General features: G+C 45.2%; 12 protein-coding genes. 2 read left to right on the forward strand and 10 right to left on the reverse strand.

The features are described from left to right. Window positions 1-2: 2 nt before the first annotated feature. From DEO27_RS19070 to DEO27_RS19115, 10 genes are all read right to left on the reverse strand, one after another. Entirely contained in the window at window positions 3-743 is a 741-nt protein-coding gene (locus DEO27_RS19070) for a DUF4397 domain-containing protein (RefSeq protein ID WP_112572706.1), read from the reverse strand. Between the two features lie 8 nt (window positions 744-751). Next, window positions 752-1,453, reverse strand: coding sequence for a DUF4397 domain-containing protein (locus tag DEO27_RS19075; protein WP_112572707.1), 702 nt, complete (start codon window positions 1,451-1,453; stop codon window positions 752-754). Window positions 1,454-1,567: 114 nt separating this feature from the next. Next, a complete protein-coding gene (gene dnaN / locus DEO27_RS19080) occupies window positions 1,568-2,692 on the reverse strand; it encodes a DNA polymerase III subunit beta (protein WP_112572709.1) in 1,125 nt (374 codons plus the stop codon). Between the two features lie 33 nt (window positions 2,693-2,725). After that, entirely contained in the window at window positions 2,726-5,122 is a 2,397-nt protein-coding gene (gldG, locus tag DEO27_RS19085) for a gliding motility-associated ABC transporter substrate-binding protein GldG (RefSeq protein WP_112572734.1), read from the reverse strand. Window positions 5,123-5,701: 579 nt separating this feature from the next. After that, window positions 5,702-6,292 carry an outer membrane beta-barrel protein gene (locus DEO27_RS19090; RefSeq protein WP_112572711.1) on the reverse strand — a complete coding sequence of 197 codons (591 nt, stop codon included), beginning with the start codon at window positions 6,290-6,292 and terminating at the stop codon, window positions 5,702-5,704. 70 nt (window positions 6,293-6,362) lie between these two features. After that, complete coding sequence (locus DEO27_RS19095; RefSeq protein ID WP_112572713.1) at window positions 6,363-6,872, reverse strand: hypothetical protein; 510 nt, start codon at window positions 6,870-6,872, stop codon at window positions 6,363-6,365. 36 nt (window positions 6,873-6,908) lie between these two features. Further along, window positions 6,909-7,616 carry an ATP-binding cassette domain-containing protein gene (locus DEO27_RS19100; protein WP_091173745.1) on the reverse strand — a complete coding sequence of 236 codons (708 nt, stop codon included), beginning with the start codon at window positions 7,614-7,616 and terminating at the stop codon, window positions 6,909-6,911. A gap of 398 nt (window positions 7,617-8,014) precedes the next feature. Next, window positions 8,015-10,684 (reverse strand): gliding motility-associated C-terminal domain-containing protein, encoded by a 2,670-nt coding sequence (locus DEO27_RS19105; RefSeq protein WP_112572715.1) that lies wholly within the window; start codon window positions 10,682-10,684, stop codon window positions 8,015-8,017. A 431-nt stretch (window positions 10,685-11,115) separates the two neighbouring features. Further along, complete coding sequence (locus DEO27_RS19110) at window positions 11,116-13,707, reverse strand: gliding motility-associated C-terminal domain-containing protein (protein ID WP_112572718.1); 2,592 nt, start codon at window positions 13,705-13,707, stop codon at window positions 11,116-11,118. Between the two features lie 306 nt (window positions 13,708-14,013). Beyond that, window positions 14,014-14,679: an FAD-binding oxidoreductase gene (locus DEO27_RS19115; RefSeq protein ID WP_112572720.1), complete on the reverse strand. Its 666-nt coding sequence runs from the start codon at window positions 14,677-14,679 to the stop codon at window positions 14,014-14,016. A gap of 1,007 nt (window positions 14,680-15,686) precedes the next feature. On the opposite strand from DEO27_RS19115, the gene DEO27_RS19120 reads away from it, so the two are divergent. Both DEO27_RS19120 and DEO27_RS19125 read left to right on the forward strand, forming a co-directional pair. Further along, entirely contained in the window at window positions 15,687-17,168 is a 1,482-nt protein-coding gene (locus DEO27_RS19120) for a glycine--tRNA ligase (RefSeq protein ID WP_112574965.1), read from the forward strand. 378 nt (window positions 17,169-17,546) lie between these two features. Further along, window positions 17,547-18,692 carry an AI-2E family transporter gene (locus DEO27_RS19125; RefSeq protein WP_223817995.1) on the forward strand — a complete coding sequence of 382 codons (1,146 nt, stop codon included), beginning with the start codon at window positions 17,547-17,549 and terminating at the stop codon, window positions 18,690-18,692. Window positions 18,693-18,697 lie beyond the last annotated feature (5 nt).

Raw genomic sequence — 18,697 nt, forward strand, 5'->3', positions numbered from 1 at the left:
CGCTACTGAAGTGTCTTACTTAGCAGATTATTAGTGAGTACACCGGCACCAAAGGCCAATGAATCGGCAGCGCCAACAACACCTTTGGTATAAATGGTATAAGCGCGTCCGTCCTGTATAGTTATATTTTGCAGGGTTGTTTCAATTTTGGTAGGGGTACGCGTTGCCCTGATGGTAAAGTTATAGTTACCGGCAGTAAGATCGTAATAGGGGGTAACCTTATTAAACGTGGTGCCGCTTACCATAAGCGTATCATTTGCCCTCAAATCAAGGGCGGCTGTACCAGGAGAAGTATGCACAAACCTAACTTTTCCTTTACCTATAGGCGGCAAACTGGTACTGTCAGATAATATAAACGAACTGACAAAAGAACTGTCCTTCCGGTAACCGGTTACAAACATGGTATATTTCCGGTTGGCTTTGAGCGTATTATCAAACTGAAGCAAAATTGTAGGTGCAGTAGTTGCAGTTCGTAACTGTAAAGGCGCTTCCAATGTTGAAAGATAAAAATACCCCGAGCTGTTAGGATACGTATATGTAGTTGAGCTATACCTGATATAATGCTGATAAAGATATACCGGCTGAATATCGGGACTTAAATTAACTATCTGAAACTGGGTATTGAGGCCTACCGACGACGCGTTCCCTCCCTTGCCGCATGATGATACCCCGCATAAAAAAAGGACGCCTATCACAGTTGCAAAAAACGAAACCAGGACCTTGCTTTTATTTTTATTAACCATTAATGTAATTATTGATTAGTGAACAAACCTGTTGCCAGGCCGGCACTTTTATTACCAAAACCATAATAGGTATACACCTTACCACCTACCAGCTGCACCGTATCCCTAACAATAGTACCCGGAAACGCGGCCGAATGCATGGCCATATTGTGTTCTCCCGGCGCCACTAAATAAAAAGTAGAGGTGGCTTTAAAAGCAAGGTTACTTACTTTTTCGGTATCTACGGCAACTTTATTAGTTGTCCCTTCAAAATGCACGCTAATATTTCCCGCGTCTGGCGAAGCATTTACAAACCTGATTTTGGCTGATGGTACCTTGCTTGTATCTCCAGCTATGACGTCGGTAGTTTTAAATACCTGATCGGCAGTATTACCTGCTATGTAAAATGAATACACCGAATCTTTACTGAGTGTCAACGGCAAACTGAACAGTGGATTAGGGTTGCTTGGCCCATCTAACTTAACCGAATAATTTTGTGTTCCGGCTTTTACCAGAATATAGCCTAATGTGCCTCCGGGATAAAAAGTTGTTGTATTGTTGATGCGGATACCGTTCTGGTAAACATTAACATTATTAAATGTGGCGTTGATTACGTTTAATGATGATGTTGATGAATCCACTGCATCGGGCTTATCATTATTTTTTTTGCACGATGCTATGCAACCTGCCGCCGCGGCAATCATCAATAAAACTTTAACCTTTATCTTCATATACAATTATATGCTATAACTGCTTAGTGTAACTTTTGGTATCGGGTGCTGAACAAAAAAAGTCCGGTTTTATGTTACCGGACTTAGTTTTGGATTTATAATTTAAGTTTACACTTAAGCATAGCTATTGAGCATCACCGGCATTACCAGCATCAGCACATCTTCATTCTCATCTCCGCCTTGTGGCAACAATAAGCCCGCACGGTTTGGAGTCGACATTTCCAAAGATACTTCTTCGCAGCTTAAGTTCTTTAACATTTCTATTAAAAATCTTGCATTGAAGCCAATTTCCATGTCTTCGCCTTCATATTGGCAGCTCAGGCGCTCGTGAGCTTCGTTAGCGAAGTCGATATCTTCTGACGAGATATTTAACTCGCTGCCATTTATTTTTAGCCTTACCTGGTGGGTGGTTTTGTTAGCGTAAATAGCCACACGGTTTAACGAACCCAGGAAGGTAAGCCTGTCGATGTTTAATTTATTAGGATTGTTTTGAGGAATAACAGCCTCATAATCCGGGTAACGCTCATCAATTAAACGGCAAACAAGGTTAATGTTGCCAAACTTAAAGAAAGCGCTGGTGTTGTTATATTCAACCGATACGTTAACATCATCGCTTGGTAATGATGATTTAAGCAGGGTTAAAGCTTTTTTAGGTAAAATGAATGATGCTGTGCTTGCTGCTTTGGCATCTTTACGACGGTACCTTACCAGTTTGTGCGCATCGGTTGATACAAAGGTAAGTGCCGATGTGGTAAGCTGGCAGAATACACCTGTCATGGCCGGGCGCAACTCGTCATTACTTACCGCAAAAATGGTTTTGTTAATAGCTTCGGCTAAAACAGAAGCAGGCAGGTTTACCGATGAAGCGTTTTCAACAACCGGGATCTTAGGAAAATCCTCACCGTTTTCGCCGCTCAGTTTGTATTTACCATCACCAGCGTTAATTTCAATGGCGAAGGTTTTATCATCAACCGAAAAAGCAACAGGCTGCTCGGGTAACGATTTCAGGGTCTCTAACAATATACGCGACGGGATAGCAATCCTGCCGTTTTCTTTAGCCTCAACAGGCAAAGAGGTGGTCATGCTGGTTTGCAGGTCGGTAGCAGAAATGGTCAAGTTCCCATCCTTTATCTCGAACAAAAAGTTTTCCAATATAGGCAACACAGTGCTGCTGCTCAATGCGCCGCTCACCGCTTGCAGTTGTTTGAGTAATGTTGAGGTAGAAACAATAAATCTCATGTGGTTGTAATTAAGCAATCAAAAATATAAAATTTAACGGGCATACTTTTGCCTGCGGAGATAATGTTGAAAAATAGCACATATTAACACTAATACCAACGGAACAATGTTATTAACCAACTGCCAATACATTTTTTCGCTCCGAATACGCGCCCTATCAAGCAGGCGGATCTTAATTTCCTTGGTACGCAAGGCTATCAGGCCCGAATCATCGGTCATGTAATCGGCTATGTTGAGCAGCAGATTTTTGTTACCGTAAGTTTGATGCGTATAATGATCATACCCTAACGGATATGGCGAACCATCGTTACCTACCTGGTTCTTTAAAATATCACCATCGCTTATCACTATCATTTTTGTAGGCTCGCTTTGTGATAGTACAGGAATCTGCTCTTTTAAGCCTTCGGGCAGCGGACGGTTTTGCCAGTCGCTGGTAAAACGGCCTTCTAACAGTACGCCGGTTATTTTAGGTGTACTTTGAAACTCCTTAGGGTTTGGCTCCTGCTCCAGGGCCTGCAATGATAATATGTGCGGGGCGGTTAGCTTTTTATTATAGGGCGATGATGTCAGCAACACCGTTTTATTAACATTTTTGGTATCGAGGATATCGATAGAACTTGCAAACTCGCTGCTGATACCATCCAGATTTTTCACTACCGGGTGTTTACTCAGCGGAATAAATACCGGGTAATATAACCATGGCAGCATCTGTATCTGCGCCTGCCCGCCCACGTTGCCGGTACTTACCGGTATCTGCGAGCAGTTCATATCGGCTATCAGATCATAGTTAATGCGGATGCCATAACGAAAAAGCTGATCATCGAGGTTAAGCTGCTTGGCGAAAGCCAGTTGTTCGCCCCCATGCCCTCTGAGGCTATCCAGTTCGGCGCTTACCTGGTCTATTGCCCATAATACCCGGCCTCCGTACATGATATACTGGTCGAGTTTAAATTTCTCTACCTCGCTAAACTTTTGATCGGGCTTGGCTATTACCAGCAATTTGATCTTTTGCAGATCGGCAAAGGAAATAGCGCTGAGGTCTACCCTGCCTACCTGGAAACCTTCGCTAAGCGTTTTCATAGCGTCGTTCAGTTGCAAGTCGGTTAGTTCATGATGCCCTTCGGTGAAACCTATTTGCGGTCGCCCGCCGGCATCGGCTTTTTTTATGGCTGATGAAAAAGCGTATTCAAGATTTTGGATAGAGTTATTCAGCACTTCATCGGGCGAAAGACCAATACGGCTTAATAACAGCTTTACCGGGATATCCTTCCCTCCTGCCGATACCAATGCCGATGGAAATATCAGCTTTTGCGTTACGCCATTATCGGTTTTAACACTCAGGTTTGTTGGCTCAACACCTTCGGCAGCCATGTTCTGGATCACCTCGTTTTGCTGATCATTATTTAAACCCTTCAAGGGGTCACGAAATTCAAACTGGATTTTGCCATGGCTATAAGCTTGCAGATCACTCAGCATATCGCGGGTGGCACTTTGCAGGCGTTTAAAACCGCCCGGCAGGTTATCGCCCTGTAAATACACCACCACCTTTACACGTTTTTGCAGCTTATCCATAATTTGCGTGCTGATGGGCGAAAGGGTAAAGCGTTTTTCGGCAGTAAAATCAAAACGGGTGAAGGTGAATGCCGATAACATCGCCAAAACAAACAATACCAGGGGTATGCCTATCATCGTAGCATTACCTAAACCTGCCTGGCGTTGCTTTGCCAGTACAAACAGGGTAAGCCATATAAAAATACCGGTAGTGATGATAAAGTAAACCAGATCGCGGGTATCCAGTACGCCACGGCTTACCGAATCATAATGCTGGGTGATACCTAAATTCTGCAATCCCAGATCCTGCAGGGATAACAGCTGACTGATAGAATCAAACCCGCTGTAAAAAAAGAAACACAGGAAAACGGAGATAGTAAAAGCGATGATCTGATTTTTGGTGACCGATGAAGTAAACAAACCTATCCCCACAAATACAGCGCCCAGCAAAAACAAACCGATGTATGAACCTATTACCGCCCCGGTATCGATATTCCCTTGCGGCATACCCAACGCGCTAACCGAGTAGTAATAAACCAGTGTTGGCAGCAAAGCAAAAAGCACTATTAATAAACAGGCCAGGTATTTGCCCAGCACTATTTCCCAATCTTTTAAGGGGCGGGTAAACAGCAGCTCAAAAGTACCCTCTTTCCGCTCCTCGGCAAGAGAGCGCATGGTAATGGCCGGGATCAGGAACATGAACAGGTATGGCGCTGTGCTAAACAAGCCTTCGAGGCCGGCGTAACCATATTCCAATATGCTCGACTCGGGGAATACCCATAAAAACAAACCCAGCACCAGTAAAAATACACCTATGGTAACACAAGCCACCAACGAGCTCAGGTATGATATTATTTCTTTTTTAAGGATGCTCAGCACGTTATAATATATTGTGTTAAGCGCCGAAATTACAACAATATTGCGCCAAAGCAAAGTGCGTTTGGATATCGGGTACAGGATATCGGATTTCGGAATTTCGATTTCGGATTTAGTTATTTTTTTCTTTCGCAGCTTCAAGCGTCTCTGCAGGTTCAAGCGTCTTCGCTTGAATCAAAATTAAGGTAAGCGTCCACGCTTACTTTAAATCGGGAGCGTGGACGCTCCTGCTAAAACACAGTTCAAGCGAGAGACGCTTGAACTTGCAGAAGAGTAATAGCCCACGTACCGACAATTCCCTCCCCCGGGAGGGGTGCGTTAGGATTGCGTATTGGCAGGGAGGGGTTTATACGTCATTTAGTGAATAAACCTGTCGATGAAACCCCTCCCTACACCCTCCCAGGGGAGGGAATCGCGCAATCCCCACTCTTAAAATTAAAACCTTATGACTGCCTTTTCACGGGCTATTACTCTCAAGAGGGGGGATTTAAACATGCTTGAACTTTCAGTATTAAATATTAAAACGTCCGTCCGCTCCGGGAATCCAACATCTGCAGACAACAGTTGGACAATTACAAAAGCCTAAAACCTATATTTATAAGCCACATTTAACACCAACTGACTGATGGCGTGGTCGTAATCGGTATTTTTATAGCCTCTTTCAAACTGCAAACCAAAATCAAGCCCATGATGCGGACCTATTGGTACAACAGCTCCTGCCCCGCCCGCATAAATAAACGAGGTACGGGCCCTGCTATTGATACTGAAAGCGCTGCCGGCTTCGGCATTTACATAAAAGTGTTTTGCCCAGTAATATTTTAAGCCTGCAGTTACCGGCAGGTAAACGTAAAGATTATGATAGCTGTTATCGTAAAAAACATTTGACGAACTACTTGAAAATAAATAATCTGCGTTTGATTCGGTAAAAACCAAGCCGGTAGCTGCTGTAAAATGCAGGGTTTCAGTTATGGGCTTTTCCATCGTCAAGTTAATGCTAAAGCCGGAATTTATATTAATGTCGGTGCCGCTATCATTGCGATTATTCATATTAAGCGGCGCAATTATTCCAGACCCTATGCTTAACGATGTTTGTTTGCCCCGCTGGGCTTTAGCGGCAAATGAAAATACAGTAAATAATAAAATGAATGTGATGCGGATAGGTTTGTTAGTCATGTTGTATAAGATTACAGGTGTTATTTAACGATGATACGCTTTTCAGCAATATATCGCTACAAAAATATTATTATCGGCCAAAGCGGTAAGCAAACCTGATAGCCGTTTGCTGCAATGTATGGGCCGACCAGCTTTCGTACCTCAGGCCCAATTCAAAGTTACGGTTATCAGTACCCGTAGGGATCAGAATTGCAGGTCCAACGGAAAAGGCGAACAGCTTACGCTCATCATAATTAAGTTCGACAGCACTACCAGCCTCGGCCTCCAGGAAAACGCCGGAACTAACACTGTATCTTAGCCCGGCTTTAAGGGGCACAAAAATATCGCCACCCGAGTGGCCGTTGCTAAAAGGAGAATCTTTACGAAAAAAACTATTGAAACCTGCGGTTAGCGTCAAACTTACCGGGCTTACTATCGGCTGCTCCAGTTTAAGCGATGCCCCAACACCCACATTATACAAACTGCGAGATGGAATACCAAACTCAATCCCCGCATTAAAAGCGGTTGAAGGTTTCGGTGCATCCTGGGCATAGGTTTTAAGAGCGGGGAGAATAAGCAGCAGCAATAACAGTTTTTTCATAACGGGCCGAAAATACGATATTGCTTTAGATCTTCTTTAATTATTGGTAAGGCTGATAAACACCTCCTCCAGCGATTTACCTCCGTTGTTTTTGCGGAGTTGCTGTAAGGTATCGTTGGCTACAATGGTGCCTTTATTAATGATGATAACCTGGCTGCAAACAGCTTCAACTTCCTGCATAATGTGGGTTGAAAGTACAATGGTTTTGGTTTTACCCAGATCGAGGATTAACTGGCGGATACCAATTAACTGATTAGGATCGAGGCCGGAAGTTGGCTCGTCCAATATCAGTACTTCAGGGTTATGCAGCATGGCCTGCGCCAGCCCTACCCTTTGGCGATAACCTTTTGATAGCTGCCCTATTTTTTTATGCTGCTCGGGGCCGAGGCCTGTTTGCTCAATGATATCGGCAATGCGTTTGGCAGGCTCATGAATTTTATGGATACCCGCAACAAAGCCCAATGATTCTTTAACATACATATCGGTATACAGCGGATTACTTTCGGGCAGATAACCTATGCGGCGTTTAACCTCAAGCGGTTGTTTAGCCACATCAAACCCGCATACCGATGCAGTACCCGATGTTTGCGGAATAAAGCCGGTAAGGATTTTCATGGTGGTTGATTTACCTGCGCCATTAGGCCCTAAAAAGCCCAATACACCCGGCTGGGCAGTAAAACTAATGCCATCAACAGCCTTTTGTACGCCATAAACCTTGGTTAATGCCTCAACACTGATACTCATGGCTGTAAAAATAGATTTTAGATTTGAGATGTGGGGCATGTGATGTGAGAATTTGAGACGTGAGATATGAGATTGCGAGTGTCCGTCCGGAAAGGGGAACCACTGGGGGTGATGGACGTGCAGTGGACGCACACGCTCTACCGTATCATTGAGGAAACATAAGTACACGGATGAATTTTTATTCCCTCCCTTGGGAGGGGTGCGACAGAGATGAGTGTTGGCGAGGAGGGGTTTATACTACTTTGCATCTTCCCAATATCTCGCTGAAACCCTTCCCTACACCCTCCCAGGGGATGGAATCGCACAATCCCTTACGTTTTTATTTTGATGCATGAAGCAATCATGTGGTAGTGAAGAGTGCCTCATACCTAACCAACCACTCACCCATTCACCGCCCCCTACCTCAACACCGTCACTTCCCCGCTCAGCTTTCCGCTGGTGCTTTTTGTATCTATTACATAGTAATACGCACCGGCAGGTACGGTTTTGCCGTTGGCAGTGCCGTCCCAGGGGTGCTGGTACCCTACCGAGCGGTACATGATGGCGCCATAGCGGTTATATATATTTACGATGCAGTTGGTGTATGACAACAAGCCGGGGATATACCAGGTATCGTTATGCCCATCGCCATTGGGCGTGAATGTATTTGGTACTATAATTTTTTCGGGTACTATTACAGCTACTGTAATCACATTTGAATTTACCAATGGGTTAACAATGCACATACCTCCCGAAGCCATATCACAGCTAACCATATCGCCATCGGCCAAAGTATTGCTGGTAAATGTAGCGCTGTTGGTACCAACGGTTTGCCCGTTAACATACCACTGATATGTAGGGTTATCCTGCACATTTGATGGTTGCGCCTTAAAAGTAACCGGAGTACCTGAAGTAATTGTACCGCTAACTGATGAACTGATGCTTAACGAAAGGGTAGTATATGCGCTGTTTTTTATGGTAGCCTGATTGGATACCGGCGAAGTTAGTGGTACACATTCATCGTTATTTATAACTACACAGGTAATAATATCGCCGGTTTGTAATGTGCTGCTGGTAAAAGTTTTGGAATGATCACCACTGTTTTGCCCGTTTAGCATCCATTGGTAGGTTGCATTATTACCCGCGTTTTGCGCATCGGCTGTATATGTGTATTCCATGCCATCGCACCCGGCCATTACACCCGGCGGCGATATGGTTACCGATGGCATTACCGGAGGGCTAACGGTTAACGGTTGCGACTTAGACACCGCGGCGTTATACAAATTGTTTCCGCTTTGCGATGCTGTAATAGTTGCAGAGCCAAGCCCTACTATATGAATATTGCCTGTGGCTGAAACCGTGGCAACCGCCGTATTGCTGCTTACATAAGTAAGCGGAATAGTGTTATTAGAGCTTGTTGCCCCTACCGGAAAATCAGAGCTACAGGTGGTTTTAACTGCCAGGGCCGGGAATGTGATCACCTGATCCTGGGTAATGTTAAATGGCACAGCTACAGGAACGGCGGGCGAATAGTTTTCGTTGCCCGCCTGGTGGGCCGTAATGGTAGTTAAACCGGGAGCTATTACATGAATTTGCCCGTCGGGCCCTACATATGCCACATTGGGGTTGCTGCTGGTATAAGTGATTGGCGTTTCGGGGTCAGTATTGGTGCTGGTGGCGTCGGGATGTAATATATTATCGGCATCAATGTAAACAACCATAGGAGGCGGAAAAGTAATAACCGATGGTAACAATGCAATATCGGCTACCTGTATATTTACTGTAGTTTTACTGCTGCCACTCCCGTTGTAGGCTGTTATAGTGTAAACCGTAGGCGGCGATAGAGCAGTTGGCGTACCCGAAATAGTGCCCGTTTTGGCATCAAATACCAAACCTGCCGGCAATGGCTTATCAATGGTATAGCCCGTTATCCCAATTTTCCTAAAAGCCGAATTTGCGCAATCTGCTATATATAAATTTCCATTTTTATCAATACCTATACCATATGGGTAAGAAAACGTTGCTGAAGTACCTATGCCATTGGTAAAACCGATATTGCCATTGCCCGCCAAAGTTGTGACCATTCCGTCGAGAGTTATTTTCCTGATACGCTGATTGTAAACAGCATCGGCAACATATAAGTTACCAGCGGCATCAATAACAATCCCGGAAGGAAAGCTAAAAACGGCTGATGTTGTAACACCATCGGCAAATCCTGATGAACCTCTACCTGCAACCGTAGTAACAACACCATTTGGTGTAACTTTTCGTATCAGGCTATTTCCTTCGTCGGCAACAAACACGTTCCCGGCAGCATCTACAGCTACATCAACAGGTTGAGAAAAAGTGGCGCCACTACCCGTTCCGTTTATCGCGCCGTAACTACCATTTCCGGCCATAGTAGTGACCAAGCCAGCCGGTGTGATTTTTCTGATGGCGTTATTAAACTGATCTGCAACGTATAGATTGCCGGCGGCGTCAACGGTGATACCACAAGGCGTATGAAACATAGCCGCTGCTCCCAAACCATCTGAAAACCCTATAGTTCCATTACCGGCAACTGTAGTTACTACCCCGGCAGGCGTAATTTTCCTGATAGCGTGGTTATTATTATCACATACATACACATTACCATTATTATCAACAGTAATTGCCGTTGGGTAGGCGAAACTTGCTGCTGCACCCGTACCATTAACAAAACCAATTGCGCCGCTTCCGGCAAAAGGTTCTACAATACCTGCCGGGGTAATTTTTCTTATTCTATTATTATCGTCAACTACGTAAATATTTCCCTGGTCATCCACTGCTGCATCACGTGTGCCATTAAATTTGGCAATTGCAACCGGCCCGTTAATCAACCCTCCGGGACCTCCAAGCCCGGTTAAGGTACTTACCTCGCCATAAGCATTAAAAGGTACCGCCCCTCCTATATTAGTTGGCACTAAAGGCGTTATAGACGCATTAACCTTATACGTGTGTGGTGTTGTATAGCTTATAACGGGTGCCTGGGCAAATAGATTTGGAGTATAAATGCTTAACGAAACAAGCAAAAACGCAGTAATTCGTAAAGCAAAAAACAATCGGTACATTATTGTTTTGATCAGATAAGTGATGAAGTAAAAGCTGGCGAAAATTAAGCTTTTTACCTGATACCTGAAATAGATATGAGATATAAGAATGCCGCTGAATCAGTTGAGATCCGGGTGTCCGTCCGTAAAGGGGTAACACGAATGGTGATGGACGAGGGCAGACAGGGGCATTTGCTTAGCTACTCCCTTTACAACCCGTCGTTGCGAGGCACGAAGCAATCGCGAACTGTACAGGGGGAATTATTAATATTCCCTCCCTTGGGAGGGGTGTGTTTGGTTGTGATTTGGCAGGGAGGGGTTTATACGCCTTTGCAACGCCCAGGCATTACGCTGAAACCCCTCCCTACACCCTCCCGGGGGAGGGAATCGCGCTATGCCTCGCTTTTCTCTATCGATAACCAACCACTCACTCAAAAACCAACCACTCCCCCCTACCTCAACACCGTTACTTCCCCGGTTAGCTTTCCGCTGCTGTTTTTTGTATCTATCATGTAGTAGTACGCTCCGGCAGGTACTGTTATACCATTGCTGGTACCGTCCCAGGGACGCGGATAGCCTACCGAGTGATATATGATGACACCCCGACGGTTATAAACGTTTACAATGCATTGGGTATTTGACTGCAACCCGACAATATACCAGTTATCGTTATGCCCATCGCCGTTAGGTGTGAATACATTGGGTATTATAACTTTTTCAGGAACTATAACTGCAACCGTAATGGTATTTGAATTTACCAATGGGTTAGCAATACACTTGCCTCCCGAGGTCATATTACAGTTAACTACATCGCCATTTGCTAAAGTTTTGCTGGTAAATGTAGCGCTGTTGGTGCCCACGGTTTGCCCGTTAACATACCATTGATAAACAGGATTATTTAATGTATTAGGAGATACAGCCGTAAAGGTAACCGGTGCCCCCGAAGTAATTGTGCCGCTAACTGATGAGCTGATGGTTAGGGTAAGCGTAGCAGAGGGATCAACTTTGATGGTAGCCTCGTTAGATACCGGCGAAGTTAGCGGTACACATCCGTCATTATTAATTACCACGCAGGTAATGATATCGCCTGTGTGTAATGCGCTGCTGGTAAAAGTTTTGGAATGATCGCCACTGTTTTGACCATTTACCATCCATTGATAGGTTGCATTATTACCGGCATTTTGAGCATCGGCAGTGTACTTAACCTCCAGGCCATCGCAGCCTCCCAACACCCCCGTTGGTGATATGGTTACCGACGGCAAAACCGGGGGAGTAACGGTTAACAATTGCGACTTAGGCGTAGCCGGATTATACAAGGTGTTGCCGCTTTGCGATGCTGTAATAGTTGCAGAACCCGCCCCAACGATATGAACAATACCTGTTGCCGAAACCGTGGCAACCGCTGTATTGCTGCTTACATAAGTAAGCGAAATGGTGGAATTGGAACTTGTTGCCCCTGCCGCAAAATCAGCACTACAGGTAGGTTTATCGGCCAGTGTAGGAAAGGTGATCTCCTGATTTTTCATCACGGTAAATGTTTGGGACACCTGTTCGGCGGCGGTATAGTCATCATTGCCGGCCTGATGAGCAGTAATAACAGTTGTACCGGGTGCCACCGCCTTAATTCGCCCATCGGCTCCCACAATGGCTACAGCAGGGTTGCTGCTGGTATAGGTGATTGGTGTTACGGCATTGGTACTGGTAGCATTAGGATGCAGGATATCATCAACATCTATGTTAACAATTGCAGGAGACGAAAAAGTAATAACCGAGGACTGGGGCGTAACCGACCCGGCTACCCCAATGGTTATGGTAGTTGTGCTACTTCCATAACTATTGTAGGCCGTTATAGTGTAAACGGCGGGCGGAAACAATACGGTTGGTTTACCCGAAATAATGCCTGTTTTAGGATCAAATACCAGCCCCGAAGGCAATGGAACATGGTTAATGGTGTAGCCTGTTAGCACAATCTTTATAACATCACCGCCACCTTCGCCAACATATGGATTGCCGTTTCCGTCCAGGGCCAATCCAATGGGGCTGTTAAATTCGATATTTTTAACACCGCTGGCATCAGGTCTGCCTGTTCCGGCTACAATTGCTACTGCGCCAGAGGGGCTTACTCTTTTTATAAAATTACGCCCCTGCTCAGCTACATAAATATTGCCCGTGCCATCTACCCTAAGTTCGCGCGGAAAATCAAACCCCGATGCTATTGTAGAAACCGCCCCTGCAGGCGTTATTTTTCTGATCATGTTATTTCCCGAATCGGAAACATACAGGTTACCCGCAGTATCTAACGCAACACCTGTTGGCGTGTTAAATGAGGCTGAGTTTGAAGCTCCATTTTCCGCCCCGGATGCACCACTACCCGCATACGTAGAAACCACACCCGCAGGCGTTATTTTTCTGATCAGGTTGTTTGCCTCATCAGCAACATAAACATTTCCGGCATTATCTACAGCCATACCCCTTGGGCCATTAAACGTAGCGTTTGAACCTGTACCATTTGTAGCACCAACCCCATTTGGTGTACCGGCAAGCGTGGTTACTAAACCTGCAGGTGTTATTTTCCTGATCAGGTTATTTGACTGATCGCCAACGTATAAATTACCTACAGCATCCAAAACCAGTGCATCGGGCTGGTTAAAAGATGCTTTGGGGCCTAATCCATCGTTCCACCCGGTAGCTCCACTTCCGGCTATTACCGATAAACTTCCCGCTGCGTTTATTTTATAAATTTTATTAGTATTCCAATCTGCAAAAAATACGTTCCCATTCTTATCAGCAGCAACACCCGTCACCGTACTAAAATAGCCGAAAATACCACGCCCAGCCTTAATACTCACCTGCCCGTAAATGGTTGCAGGTACCGCCCCACCTGTATTAGCAGGTACTAAAGGCGTTATAGGCTTATTGATCTTATATAGATGCGGCGTTGTATATTTTATAACGGGTGCCTGGGCAAATAAATTTGGAGCATAAAAACTTAGCGAAACAAGCAGAAACGCAGTGATTCGTGCAACGGAAAACATCCGGTACATTATTATTCTGATGAGATACGGTGTCAAAGTAAAAGCTTGTAAAAACTAACCTTTACTTCATACGTAGAAAAGATGCAAGATGTTGGATTTAAACGCTGTAAAAAAACGGAGTATTGACCGATGTCGTCCGTCCGGAAAGGTATGCCCGTTGCACTTACGGACAGGAACCACAGGGGGACGCATCTGTCTGCTTTCAATTTCCGGGAGTTGGGTTCACCCAGACGGACGGACGCACAGCCATTGCCAGGTACGAGGTATCTTCACCTCTGCGTCATTGCTTCGTGCCTCGCAATGACGCTTTTTTAACTATCGCTCAAATACTACCGATTCGGTATCAGCTCCCAGATCGCTTAATAAACTGCTGATCTCTTCAACCATAGCATCAGGACCGCATACGTAAAAATGTTTTGAAAAGTCTTTTACTTCGGCTTTCAGGAAATCGGCATTAATACGTCGCTGATCGTACATGCTATCCTTTTGATTGGTGATGCTGAAGTGAGCATTTTCGCCAAGTATGCTTTTCAGTTCATCGCCCAAAATAATATCCTTATCGGTTCGGTTTGAGAAAAACAGTTTATTATTGCCTATGGCGCCATCATTATTGAGCTGCCTTAATATTGCCAAAAATGGTGTTATGCCTGCACCTCCTGCAATAAAGTACCCCTCGCCTTTATACTCAATAGCACCCCAAACATCACGTATAATAACCTCATCGCCAACGTTAAGCTTACTTAACTGATTGGTAACGCCATTATGGTCGGTATAGGTTTTGATGGTAAACTCAAGGTAATCATCGCTATTAAGGCAGGTAAAGGTGAACGGTCGTTTTTCATCCTGCCATCCTTCGGTATTGATAGATAGCTCAGTAGCCTGCCCAGGTATAAAGCCATAGCCCGATGGTTTTTCAAGCCTGAACTGCCTTACATTATGGGTAACATATTTTGCCGAAAGTATTTTCACTATCTGTTCCATGGCTTTGCGTGTTATTGGTTTAACAATATTAATGCAGCAAACGGTTAATAGTTTTATTTGATGTTAATAATTGCAGGTGATTTACAAATGGGAGAGAAATTAACTCAACACTGCGACATAATAAGGCAGGAAGCAGTTGTGAACTGAATACGTCATTGCGAGATGCGAAGCAATTTTCACCACCACGTCATTGCGAGGCACGAAGCAATCGCAAACTGTACAGAGGTACTTGCCTAACTCACCACCACGTCATTGCGAGGCACGAAGCAATCGCAAACTGTACAGAGGTACTTGCATAGCTCAACGCAACGTCATTGCGAGGTACGAAGCAATCGCAAACTGTACAGAGGTGCTTGCATAGCTACTCTGTAAGTAGGGGATTGCTTCGCATCTCGCAATGACGCTTATTTTAAAAATGACGATGACGTAAAAAAAAGAAATGACGCTTTTAGAAAATACCCCTCCATTAGCTAATATTAGTATATTAATATTAACCTTGACCGTAAGCGGATGCTACCGACCTGTAGAATATGAGTGGGTAAACCGAACTGGATTGACCTGTCCGTCCGCCGGGGGGTAACACTCCTCCTGATGGACAATGATGGACAGCCTTATTATTGGAGATAATATTCGGCAATACAAATATACAGAAATTTCTTTATATTAAAGAACCATTCGCAACATATCTGTACGTCCGTCCGTCTGGTTGAGTCCAACTCCTAAAATCATAAATGGACAAGCCCTCGGGTGTTCGCGCCGAATATTAGCAACGGGCACCTGGAGACGGACGGACACAATGACGCTACACCACCACGTCATTGCGAGGCACGAAGCAATCGCGAACTGTACAGAGGTACTTGCATAGCTGCTCTGTAAGTAGGGGATTGCTTCGTGCCTCGCAATGACGCCGTGGTGAATGGATTGCTTCCTACCTCAATGACGCCGTGAGGATTGCACCCCCTAAAAAATTCTCAATTCCGAAATCAAAAATTATCTTTGCAGCTATTATGAGCAAATCAACCGACGAACTTTTTAAAAATGTTATTTCACACGCCAAAGAATATGGCTTTGTGTTCCCTTCCAGCGAGATTTATGATGGCTTAAGTGCAGTTTATGATTACGGCCAAAACGGCGCCGAACTTAAAAACAACATCAAAACATACTGGTGGAAAGCCATGGTGCAAATGAATGATAACATTGTGGGCATTGATTCGGCCATATTTATGCACCCTAAGATCTGGAAAGCAAGTGGTCACGTTGATGGCTTCAGCGACCCGATGATCGACAATAAAGATTCAAAGAAACGCTACCGTGCCGATCAGTTGCTGGAAGATAAAATAGAGCGCTACAGCAAAGACGGCAAAACCGATAAGGCCGAAAAACTACAGCACGATATGGATGAGGCCTTGAAAGCCGAAAACCTGCCGCGCCTGAAAGAACTGATCCTTGAACACGAAATTGCCGACCCTATAAGCGGTACCCGCAACTGGACAGATGTACGCCAGTTTAACCTCATGTTCAGCACCCAGATGGGCGCTGTAGCTGATGATGCCGATACCATCTACCTTCGCCCCGAAACCGCTCAGGGTATATTTGTAAACTACTTAAACGTGCAAAAATCGGGCAGGATGAAAATCCCTTTCGGTATAGCGCAAATTGGTAAGGCTTTCCGTAACGAGGTTATTGCCCGTCAGTTCATCATCCGCATGCGCGAGTTTGAACAAATGGAGATGCAGTTCTTTGTTCGCCCCGGCACACAAAAAGAGTGGTTTGACCAGTGGAAGGCGGCCCGCTTAAAATGGCACCTTGCCCTGGGTACCGATGCCGCTAAATACCGTTACCATGAGCACACCAAACTGGCCCATTATGCCGATGCCGCTTATGATATTGAGTTTGAGTTTCCGTTTGGCTTTAAAGAGGTTGAAGGGATCCACAGCCGCACGAATTTCGATTTAAGTCAGCACCAGGAGTTTTCGGGCAAAAAAATGCAATACTTTGATCCGGAGGTTGATCCTGAAACAGGCAAGCCATACGGCAACTATATCCCTTACGTAATTGAAACATCAATAGGTTTAGACAGGATGTTCCTGCTTACCATGATCAACGCTTACGAAGAGGAAGACCTGAGCACCGAAGACAAGCAAGACAGCCGTACCGTGTTACGCCTGCACCCATGCCTGGCACCGGTTAAAGCCGCTATTTTCCCGCTTACCAAAAAAGATGGTTTGCCAGAGAAAGCCCGCGAGATCATGGATAAACTGAAGCTTGACTTCAACATACAGTACGAAGAAAAAGACGCTATAGGCAAGCGCTACCGTCGTCAGGATGCTATTGGTACACCTTTCTGCATCACTGTAGATCACCAGACTTTAGAAGATAACACCGTAACCATCCGTTACCGCGACAGCATGGCCCAGGAACGTGTTCCTGCCGATGAGCTTGACAAGATCATAGGCGATCAGGTTAGCTGGAGGAATGTGCTGGCGTAAGTAGCTTCAAAAAAATCTCCACCGCGTCATTGCGAGGCACGAAGCAATCCCCGATAAGCAGGTTCGCCCTGTACAGTTCGCGATTGCTTCGTACCTCGCAATGACGTTTTTTGTTTGCGAGGAGAAAAGCGGGGGCATAGCGCGATTCCCCTCTTGAGAGGGGTGGAGGGGTGTGTTTCATCGCCAGAAAATAAACGCAGTATAAACACACCCCTGCTCCCGCTCGCAACTCCGCGCCCCCTCTAAAGAGGGGAATTTTTCTTTTTCCCGTCCACTCCCAGTCCATCATCACCCTTACTCCCCTTTACGGACGGACACCCAATCAGCATAAAACCAGCCTAATTATCTGCGAAGCAAACAATTGCTTATCTTGTTCCTTTGAGTGATAAACCCCCTGCATCAATGCCTGCTGTTAAAGAATACCCCTTTTACCTTAAAAGTACCGTTATACTTTTCGGATTGATTTTATTGGTTTATGTGTTTGCCCAACTGGCAGATGTCATGATCCCTTTGGCCTTTGCCGCTTTTATTGCCATTTTGCTAAACCCGGTAACCAACTGGCTGGAAGAGCGTAAGGTACCCAAGATATTAGCCATAGGCTTAGCCATGCTGCTCGGCGCTGTTTTACTGGCGGGATTGTTCTATTTCCTCTCTACCCAAATCATCCAGTTTGGCGACTCGCTGCCTATGCTTAAAAAGAAGTTTGCCGAGCTGTTCATCACCTTTAAAGATTGGGTTGCCACTACTTTCAACTACTCTGTTCAAAAGCAAGATAAGCTTATTAAAGATGCTATGGATAACAGCCAGGCGCTGGTTGGGCGTACACTGGGCAATGTGCTGAGCACCTTTGGATTGGTATTTGTTGTGCCTGTGTATGTATTCCTGATATTGTTTTATAAAATACTGATCCTTAATTTCCTGTTCGAGGTATTTTCTGAAGAAAACTCCAAACAGGTTGCCGAGGTGCTTAAAGAAACCAAAACAGCCATACAGAGCTATATACAGGGTTTATTGATTGAGATGCTGATAGTAGCTATCATGAACTCGGCGGCATTGATGCTGTTAGGTGTTAAATATGGCATCCTGATAGGCGTTATCGGTGCTATCCTTAACCTGCTGCCCTACATTGGCGGTATCATAGCTATTGCCTTGCCCGTGCTGATGGCCACGGTAACTAAAGATGGTTACAGCACGCAATTAGGGGTGATCATTGCTTATATGGTGATCCAGTTTATTGATAACAATATCCTGGTGCCGCGCATAGTATCATCAAAAGTGCAGATCAACGCGCTGATATCTATTGTGGTGGTATTGCTGGGCAACATGCTCTGGGGATTATCGGGCATGTTCCTTTCTATCCCCTTTGTGGCAGTACTCAAAATCATCTTCGACAGGATAGATACCCTCAAACCATGGGGAAAACTCCTCGGCGATACCCTCCCCACCAGACAAAAAGGCCCCGGCTGGAGCAGAACAAGGAAAAAAGCGGTGCTACCGGAGGGGGAGGCGAAAGGTAAAAGGTGAAAGGT

This window comes from Mucilaginibacter rubeus (assembly GCF_003286415.2).
Lineage (GTDB): Bacteria > Bacteroidota > Bacteroidia > Sphingobacteriales > Sphingobacteriaceae > Mucilaginibacter > Mucilaginibacter rubeus_A.